At 58.9% G+C, this 7616-nt stretch carries 7 protein-coding genes; 5 read left to right on the forward strand and 2 right to left on the reverse strand.

The window, feature by feature from the left end:
• The coding region (gene thiE / locus ACIREA_RS21895) for a thiamine phosphate synthase (protein WP_397384488.1) at positions 1–639 on the forward strand (639 nt) is incomplete at its 5' end.
• Between the two features lie 142 nt (positions 640–781).
• On the opposite strand, the gene ACIREA_RS21900 is transcribed toward thiE, so the two are convergent.
• Positions 782–3592 carry a M16 family metallopeptidase gene (locus tag ACIREA_RS21900; protein ID WP_397384489.1) on the reverse strand — a complete coding sequence of 937 codons (2811 nt, stop codon included), beginning with the start codon at positions 3590–3592 and terminating at the stop codon, positions 782–784.
• Between the two features lie 212 nt (positions 3593–3804).
• Positions 3805–4677, reverse strand: coding sequence for an alpha/beta hydrolase (locus ACIREA_RS21905; RefSeq protein ID WP_397384490.1), 873 nt, complete (start codon positions 4675–4677; stop codon positions 3805–3807).
• A 171-nt stretch (positions 4678–4848) separates the two neighbouring features.
• On the opposite strand from ACIREA_RS21905, the gene ACIREA_RS21910 reads away from it, so the two are divergent.
• The 4 genes from ACIREA_RS21910 (at position 4849) to ACIREA_RS21925 (ending at position 7580) form a co-directional block, all read left to right on the forward strand.
• A complete protein-coding gene (locus ACIREA_RS21910; protein WP_397384491.1) occupies positions 4849–5721 on the forward strand; it encodes a hypothetical protein in 873 nt (290 codons plus the stop codon).
• Between the two features lie 27 nt (positions 5722–5748).
• Positions 5749–6366 carry a ribonuclease HII gene (locus ACIREA_RS21915; protein WP_397384492.1) on the forward strand — a complete coding sequence of 206 codons (618 nt, stop codon included), beginning with the start codon at positions 5749–5751 and terminating at the stop codon, positions 6364–6366.
• A complete protein-coding gene (locus tag ACIREA_RS21920; RefSeq protein ID WP_397384493.1) occupies positions 6363–6893 on the forward strand; it encodes a YraN family protein in 531 nt (176 codons plus the stop codon). The genes ACIREA_RS21915 and ACIREA_RS21920 overlap by 4 nt, the downstream gene beginning before the upstream one ends.
• Before the next feature lie 81 nt (positions 6894–6974).
• Entirely contained in the window at positions 6975–7580 is a 606-nt protein-coding gene (locus ACIREA_RS21925; RefSeq protein ID WP_397384494.1) for a hypothetical protein, read from the forward strand.
• Positions 7581–7616 lie beyond the last annotated feature (36 nt).

Raw genomic sequence — 7616 nt, forward strand, 5'->3', positions numbered from 1 at the left:
ATGCAAAGCGCACTCATGAAACGCATTCAAGACGCACGGCTCTACGGCATCGTTGACCTCGGTTATGTCACGGCGGAAAACGTCGAACACATGACTGATCAGCTCTGCCTCGGCGGCGTGGATGTGCTGCAGCTGCGCGCCAAGAAACTGGCACCGCAGGAAATCGAACGCCTCGCCCGGCTCATGCTGCCGATCACCCGCTCCCATGGCGTGCCGCTTGTGATCAATGACCATCTCGAAATCGCCGCTGCCATCGGCAGTGAAGGCGTGCACGTAGGGCAGGATGACGATGCCGTGGCGAAGGCGCGCGCCATTGTCGGCCCGGCATGCTTTGTCGGCAAATCGACCCACAGCCTAGCCCAAGCCGTCGCCGCTCAGGCGGAAGGCGCGGACTACATTGGCTTTGGTCCGCTCTATGCCACGGGCACCAAGCCGGACTACGTGCCCATCGGTTTAAATGACATCACCGAAGTCCATCGCCGCGTCACACTGCCGATCTTCTGCATCGGCGGCGTGAATGCCGGGAGGCTGGATGAAATCATCGCCGCCGGCGCGCGGCGCGTGGTGGTTGTTTCCGCGTTTCTGCTGGCTGGAGACGTGAACGCGGAAGTGAGTGCGCTGAAGAACAGATTGGTCTGATCTCTGAGTATTGTTGTCCCGGCTTCAGCCGGTTCTGGATAGCGCTACCAGACCGGCTGCTGCGAAGCCGCGAAGCGAACTAGGTACTGCATTGCTCGACCGGAGACGGGGTCGGGAGACCCCGTCGCCTTGGGGCCCTGGGTTACTTCTTCTTCTCCAGCGGAATAATGTCAGCAGACACCGCACGCTTGGCTCCGAGATATTCCTTCGCGAGGGCTTCGAGCTCCTCCTTCGTGATGCCGGCAAAATCACTGACGAAGCTGCGTGCCCAGTCGAGGCGCTCTGGATGTTCCTGCGCACAGCGCAGCACGTTCATGGACCAGTAGCGGTTGTCGCGGCGCATCTGCTCCAGCTGGGCCAGCATCGGTTTGATGGCGCGGTCAAATTCATCATCGGTGATCGGACCGCCTGAGAGCTTGTCGGCGATTTCCGTCACCAGCTTGGTGAGAGAGACTGCCAGCTCCGGCTTGCACTCGATCATCGTCGTCATGTAGCCGTAACCTGTGAAGGTGTCGTTGGCCACGTGGTAGCAGGCGGGGCTGTAGGTGTCTCCCAGCTCTTCACGCACCTTGATGCGCAGGCGGTCGTCCAGAATGGAGCCGAGCACCGTCAGGCGGCGGGTGCGCTTGATCTGGAGCATGTCCGTCGTGGGCCAGTAAACCGTGGCGATGGCCTTCGGGATCTCGGTGTCAAAGGGGAAGCTCTTGCTGGCGGAGGGGGAGGGGAAGGCCACTGCGCGTTCCTTTTCATACGCAGGCTTCTTCTCCGCGCGCTTCGGCAGTGCACCGAGTGTCTTGGCCACGGCATTGAGTGCCGTTTCAACATCGACGTCTCCCAGCACGGTGACTTCCAGATAATCCTGCGTGAGTGCCGGAGTGAGCCAGGCTTTCAGTTCAGCCAGCGTGCGCTTGCGCAGTTCTTCAATTTTTGGGAAACCCCAGCGTGCGTCACCTGAGTGCATGAAGGAGACGACGTCATTGTTCATCACACCCTCCGCAGTGTGCTGCAGCTGGGTGTAGAGCGGGTCGAGGTTCTTCTCAAACTGGCGTGCCGCTTCTTCGCGATACCCCGGTGCCACGAGATAGGCGGTTAGCAATTGCAGCTGGGCCTCAAGATCCGCCGGCGTGGTGCGGCCGCTGAGCAGGAAAGCCTCATCGCCAATGGCGAAATCACTGCCCACGGTGCGGCTGGCGAAGATGCGGCGGATGTCATCCACGCCATGTTTTTCCAGACCACCCAGCTGGAAGGTGCTCTGGGCAAAGGGGATGATGCCTGGCTTGTCAGCAGGGGTGCTGAGCTTGCCACCGCCAAAATTGATCAGCACGCGGATGGTGCCTTTTTCAAACTCGGTGTGCTTGAAGTTGAAGCGCACGTTGTTTTCAAACACCGCCTGGCTGATTTCGAGATCCTTCGCTTCGGAGCGGCTGGCGACCTTGCCCGCAGGGCCAAACTCAGTGTAGGCAAAGGCGGCGGTCTCTTCCTTCACCGGTGCAGCAACCGGCTTGGCACGGCTGGCCTTGAAGGTTTCGATGATCTGCTTCGAGGCATCACCTTCGAGCTTCAAATTGCCGCCGAGGAAGATCTGCACATCGTCACCCTTCCAGTCAGCCACGAGCGCCGCGTGGCTGTCCTCTTCCTTCAAGCCGGCCAGCACCGTGGAAATGCGGGCAAGGTCATCCGCCGGATGGGTGAAGACCTTCTTGCTGGCAAGAATGCTCACCAGACCGCTGGCGAGATCGCGTGATTTGCGGCTGTCGGCCTGATCGGCGCGCAGCTTGGCACCCTTGAGAATGGTGGCCTTCGCTTCTTCAAATTCGGCTTCCGTGAATCCGTGCTCGATGGCGCGGCGCAGTTCCGTTTCCAGCAGCGTGAGCGTGGCCTTCCAGTTCTTGGGATCACACTGGGCCTGAATGCCGTTCACACTGACGAATTCGAGGTACTCATAGCTGTAGCTTTCAGCACCCATGAACGGCGCGCCTTCAGCCTTCGAGAGCTTGGACAGGCGCTGATTGATCATCATGTCAGCGAGATCACGGATCGTTTTTTCCCGGCGTGTGTCCGCATTGTCCGGCTTGTTTTTGGCAGGGCGGGGAATTTCGACGGAAAGGGTGAGCGCCTCGGCCTGCATCTCTGTGTGCAGCTTGGCGATGATGCCATAACCGGAAGTCACCTTGCCAAGATTGGGTTCTTCAGCTTCGCCGTGCTTGGGTTTGGCATCGGCAAACTGCTTCACGATCTCCGCTTTGACGGCGTCAGTGTCTTTGAAATCCCCCACGGCCACAATGACGGCACGCTTGGGCGTGTAATACTTTTCGTAGAAGTCTGCGAAGCGCGGGCGCTTCATCGTCTTGATCATCTCTTCCGTACCGATGGGCATGCGATCGGGCAGAATGGACTCCGGCATGGCAAACTTGTAGCCCGCCATCATCGTGCGGTACTCGATGGAGTCCCGGCTGAGCTTCTCGCTCAGAATGATGCCGCGTTCCTTGTCGATCTCGGCTTCGTTCAGCAGCATGCCGTCCAGATCATCACGGAAAAGCTGAAGGCCTTCGGTGATGAACTTTGGCTCCACCTTGGGCAGTTCGAGCATGTACACCGTTTCCTTGAAGGAGGTGTGCGCATTGGTGTCAGCACCGAAGCCCATGCCCAGGCGTTGGAAGTACTCTACCATCTCGCCGCCTTTGAAATGCCGCGAGCCATTGAAGGCCATGTGCTCAAGATAGTGCGCCATGCCCTGCTGGTCGTCCTGCTCCATGAGCGAACCCACATCCATATAGAGGCGGATGCTGGCGCGGCCAGGCGGCTCATCATGTGGCAGGATGACATAGCGCACACCGTTTTCGAGCGTGCCGTACTGCGCTTTAGGATCGGCTTTGAGATCGCTGTGGTCCTGCGGCCAGTCGGCGGCATGGGCTGTGGAGACGACTGCTGCGAGAAGGAGAGAGCGGAGCATGGTTGTTCGATGCGTTGGGTTGGAAAGGGTAACGAGTGGCAAACTCAAAATGACGAAAGAATGCACGAGTGTTCAGATGACGAAACGGCGTGTGAGCGGAAATTCGTCATTTGGATTTCTGATTTGATTAGTTTTACTAACCCTCCGGGCTCACTTCGTTCGTCTGTCTCGCTTCGCTCGGCTCGTCATTCCCGCCACAGGCGGTAGGCGGTCTATTCCACCTTGCCCAGGCCCGCTTCGGGGTCGGGTTCGAGGAAGCCGAGTTCCACAAAGAGCTCGTCCATCGCCATGAGCGTGGCTTCGTACATCTCAAAGGAGAGATTGAAATTGAAGAAGCCGTGACCCTGGCCTTCGAATTCGATCAGGCGGCAGAGGTTCTTCTTCTTGCTTGATTTGCGCGCAAATTCATAGGAGCCGTCAAAGGGGACCACGCGATCACCCGTGCCATGCATGATGAGCATGGGGGGAAGGCCGGGGCGTATGGCGCGGATGAGGTCTGCGGCTTTGCTGGTCGCTTGGTCCGGCCAGCGGTCGCGCCCGAAGGCGTGTTTGGAATAGGTGTCCATCACTGGATTGAACAGCACGATGGCATTGGGTGCCGGGCTGCAGTCCAGAGCGTCTGAAGGATCATCGAACCCACTGAGGATGGCTGAGGAGGCGATGGCATGCCCACCACCAGAACCACCCACACCGACGATCTTGCCGGGGTTGATGCCCAGTTCGACGGCGTTCATGCGAATCCAGCGAATGGCGGAGCGCGCATCGGCCATGGCCTCGACCGGACCGGTGCCGTGACGAGTGGCGACGCGATAATCAAAACAGATCGTCGTCATGCCACGCGAGGCAAAGTAAACGCAATGCGGGGCAAACTGCGCCACCTGGCCATTATCCCAGCCGCTGCTGAAAAAGAAAGCTGCCACGGATTTGGGGTACGAGGGAGCCTTGTCCATCTCGGGCTCCCAAATATAAGCCGAGAGGTTCACACCGCCGACAGTCTTGTAGATTTCTTCTCGGGCGGTCTTCAGCAACTCCCGATTGCGATCAATCGGGGGGGTGCGGGGCTGACCTTCACTGTGGGACTCCATGTTTTGGGGGTAAAGACGTTGACGTTTACCAGAATCGCCAAATCAGCAAATGGTTTTACTCTGGATTAAAACTATCACAGCAAATTTCCCGGGATGCTAATTATAAAATGATGGAGACCGGTTGTTTTTGCGTGAAACGAGCTCTTCTTCGTAGTCCCCACCGCAACCGCCATGCGCCATTTCCTCTATTTGCTCCTTGGATTAAGCCTGTTTCAACTCTGCCCTCATGCCTTTGCTCAGGAGGACGAGGCCGGACTGCAGGCTGCGCTGGAAAAGGTGTATTATAAATGGCGCGATGCCATGCAGAGCAAAGATGCCAGGGCCTGGGCATCAAGCATCACCCTCTACCGTCAGACGGTGATTCGCAACATGGTGGTCAGTGAGCGCAAAACGTTCCCGGATGCCGTGTTTGCCTCCGATGTGCAGCCTCCGGCCCTGGCCGGCCTGCGTCTGCTTGAGGCACAGGCGGTGGGCGACACCGCGCATCTCGTTTACTTTGGCAGGATCGACATGGGGCAGGACAAGGAACTCGTCCGTGAAAACCTGCTGAAACTGAAGTTTGGCCGAGAGAACGGGGTATGGAAATATGACAGCAACCGCATCTCCCGTATGGACAGTGCGCCGGACGTGGTCAAGGAACTGAAAGCAGGCAAGCGCCCCGAGTTTCTCGACACCCCCGAATACACGCCGCCCGGCAGCATGCCTGCGCCGCCGCCTTTGTGCCGTGTTCCGGATTACAAGGCGGGCAGCAAGCTGCAGAGCTTCGGCTATGAAACGACCATGAGCATGAACGGCATCAATTACGATCCCGTGCGGGATGGGCTGGATCAGCAGATTCTCATCGGCGGTCTCGTCAACGGGCACAACGAAATCACCCTGCACATGAAGCCGGTGCCAAGGCCGGAAGGCGGAAAAGCCGCGCTGGAAATCCGTATTTACAAGCTGTCCAAAGATCCCGCCAAGCCGGGCACCGAAGTGCTGCGCTGGCAGGCACCTGAAAGCGGAGCCCCTGCACAAGTGACCCTCCCCATCGAGGTGAAATAGTCGCTGTTTCGCTCCATTCTTTTTACCATGCCAACGATCGACCACGAGAACACCCTGCGCGCTGCGGGTTTTCGCATCGTGGCCGGGATTGATGAAGCCGGTCGTGGCCCTCTCGCCGGTCCCGTGTGTGTGGCGGCGGTCGTGCTGCCGGAAGATTTCTCGCATGCCGTGCTCAATGATTCCAAGCAGCTCAGCGAAGTGAAGCGCGAGCGGTTGTACGAGGAGATCACCAGTGATGCACGCATCCGCTGGCACTGCGTGAGCATCGAGCCTGATGAAATCGACCGCATCAACATCCTTCAGGCCACCTGGGAAGGCATGCGCCGTGCCGCCCTGGGTTTGCTGCCAGTGCCGGATGCGGCCCTCATCGACGGCAAGCCGGTGAAGCGTTTCCCCCTGCATCAGGTCGCCTTGGTCAAAGGAGACAGCCTCAGCTACTCCATCGCGGCGGCCAGCATCATCGCCAAGGTCACGCGGGATCGCCTCATGGTGGCCATGGCGCGGCAGCATCCGGAGTACGGCTTTGAAATTCACAAAGGCTACCCCACGCCTGCCCATCTGGCGGCATTGAAGCAGCACGGACCCTGTCCGCATCATCGGCGCAGTTTCAGACCCGTGGCACAGCTCGAACTCGATCTGGCATGAAGCGGCTCATCTCCCGGCCTCAAAGTCTGTGGCGCTGGCTGCGGCGGCGGGTCTCGGGAGATGCCCGTGTGCGGGCAGCGGCGCTCTGGTTGCGCGCACGTCCTCTGGCCGCGTTTCAGCGTCGTCTGGCCGGACGAAAAATGGGCAGCGGGGAAATCGGAGAGATGGGCGAAATCATCGCCGCACGCTGGCTCACCACCCACGGCCGCAAGGTGCTTTATCGCAACTACCGGGGTGGAAACCGAGGGGAGGTGGACATTATCGCCCGGCATCGGGATGTGCTCACCTTCATCGAGGTGAAGTCCCGCACCAGCACCGCCTTTGGCCGCCCCGCCGATGCGGTGGGGCCTGACAAGCAGCGCCTCATTCAGCGCGGAGCCATGGACTGGCTGCGCCTGCTGGGAAATCCACGCATCAAGTTCCGCTTCGACATCGCCGAGGTCATCCTCATTGAGGGCGAGCTGCCGCGCGTCCACATTATTGAGAATGCTTTCCATATGCCGGACAGATCCATGGCTGGGCGGTAAGGGATACGTGACGATTTTGACAGTTTAAGGCCTCCATCTTGCCTCCGGTGAGCTGGTGCCTATGGAAGCCGGTAATCTCTCATGCAGCCCGCCGCAACTTCCACCTCAGCAGCCAATCTCCTCGGCACCGTAACCACGCTCGTGCAGGATACACAGGTCGATGTCACGCGCCTGATTTACATGCTTTATCAGGACGTTGAGCAGCAGATCAACCGGGCGGATTTGAAAGCCCAGCTCACTCTGAGCACCTCCGCCGTCTTGATGGCCATGATTGTGAACATGGGGCCGGGACTGCGCCTGCAAGGCTGGGCGGGCATGCAATGGTTTGAGTATGCCGTGCTGGCGTTGTACGCACTTTTCATACTCTTCATGAGTTTTGCTTTCGGGCGTGGCATCTCCGCAGCTTTTCCTCGGGCCGTGAGAAAAGCCCCTGATGCGAACCGGCATCCCAACCTTTATTTCTCAGGCCAGATCGCCAATATTCCGGGGGACGAATATGCAGATTTGTTCTGCCGACAGTCGAACGATGGGGTCAAACGCTCAGTGCTGGGGCAGGTCCATTCCAAATGCATTGTCCTGGAGGCCAAGCTTCACAACGTGCGCAAAGGCATGACCTACCTGCTCCTGGCGCTGGGGATTTGGATTGTTGCACGTCTGATACTTCTGATTGGCCACGGCTTTGACTGAGTCGGGCAGGAGGTGGAAGGATGGCAATCGCCTTTG

This window comes from Prosthecobacter sp. (genome assembly GCF_044373815.1).
Lineage (GTDB): Bacteria > Verrucomicrobiota > Verrucomicrobiia > Verrucomicrobiales > Verrucomicrobiaceae > Prosthecobacter.

What these genes read in the sequence shown, in the direction of transcription:
- ACIREA_RS21900 (WP_397384489.1), bottom strand. Translation starts at nt 3,592, where the DNA reads ATGCTCCGCTCTCTCCTTCTCGCAGCAGTCGTCTCCACAGCCCATGCC.
- ACIREA_RS21905 (WP_397384490.1), bottom strand. Translation starts at nt 4,677, where the DNA reads ATGGAGTCCCACAGTGAAGGTCAGCCCCGCACCCCCCCGATTGATCGC.
- ACIREA_RS21910 (WP_397384491.1), top strand. Translation starts at nt 4,849, where the DNA reads ATGCGCCATTTCCTCTATTTGCTCCTTGGATTAAGCCTGTTTCAACTC.
- ACIREA_RS21915 (WP_397384492.1), top strand. Translation starts at nt 5,749, where the DNA reads ATGCCAACGATCGACCACGAGAACACCCTGCGCGCTGCGGGTTTTCGC.
- ACIREA_RS21920 (WP_397384493.1), top strand. Translation starts at nt 6,363, where the DNA reads ATGAAGCGGCTCATCTCCCGGCCTCAAAGTCTGTGGCGCTGGCTGCGG.
- ACIREA_RS21925 (WP_397384494.1), top strand. Translation starts at nt 6,975, where the DNA reads ATGCAGCCCGCCGCAACTTCCACCTCAGCAGCCAATCTCCTCGGCACC.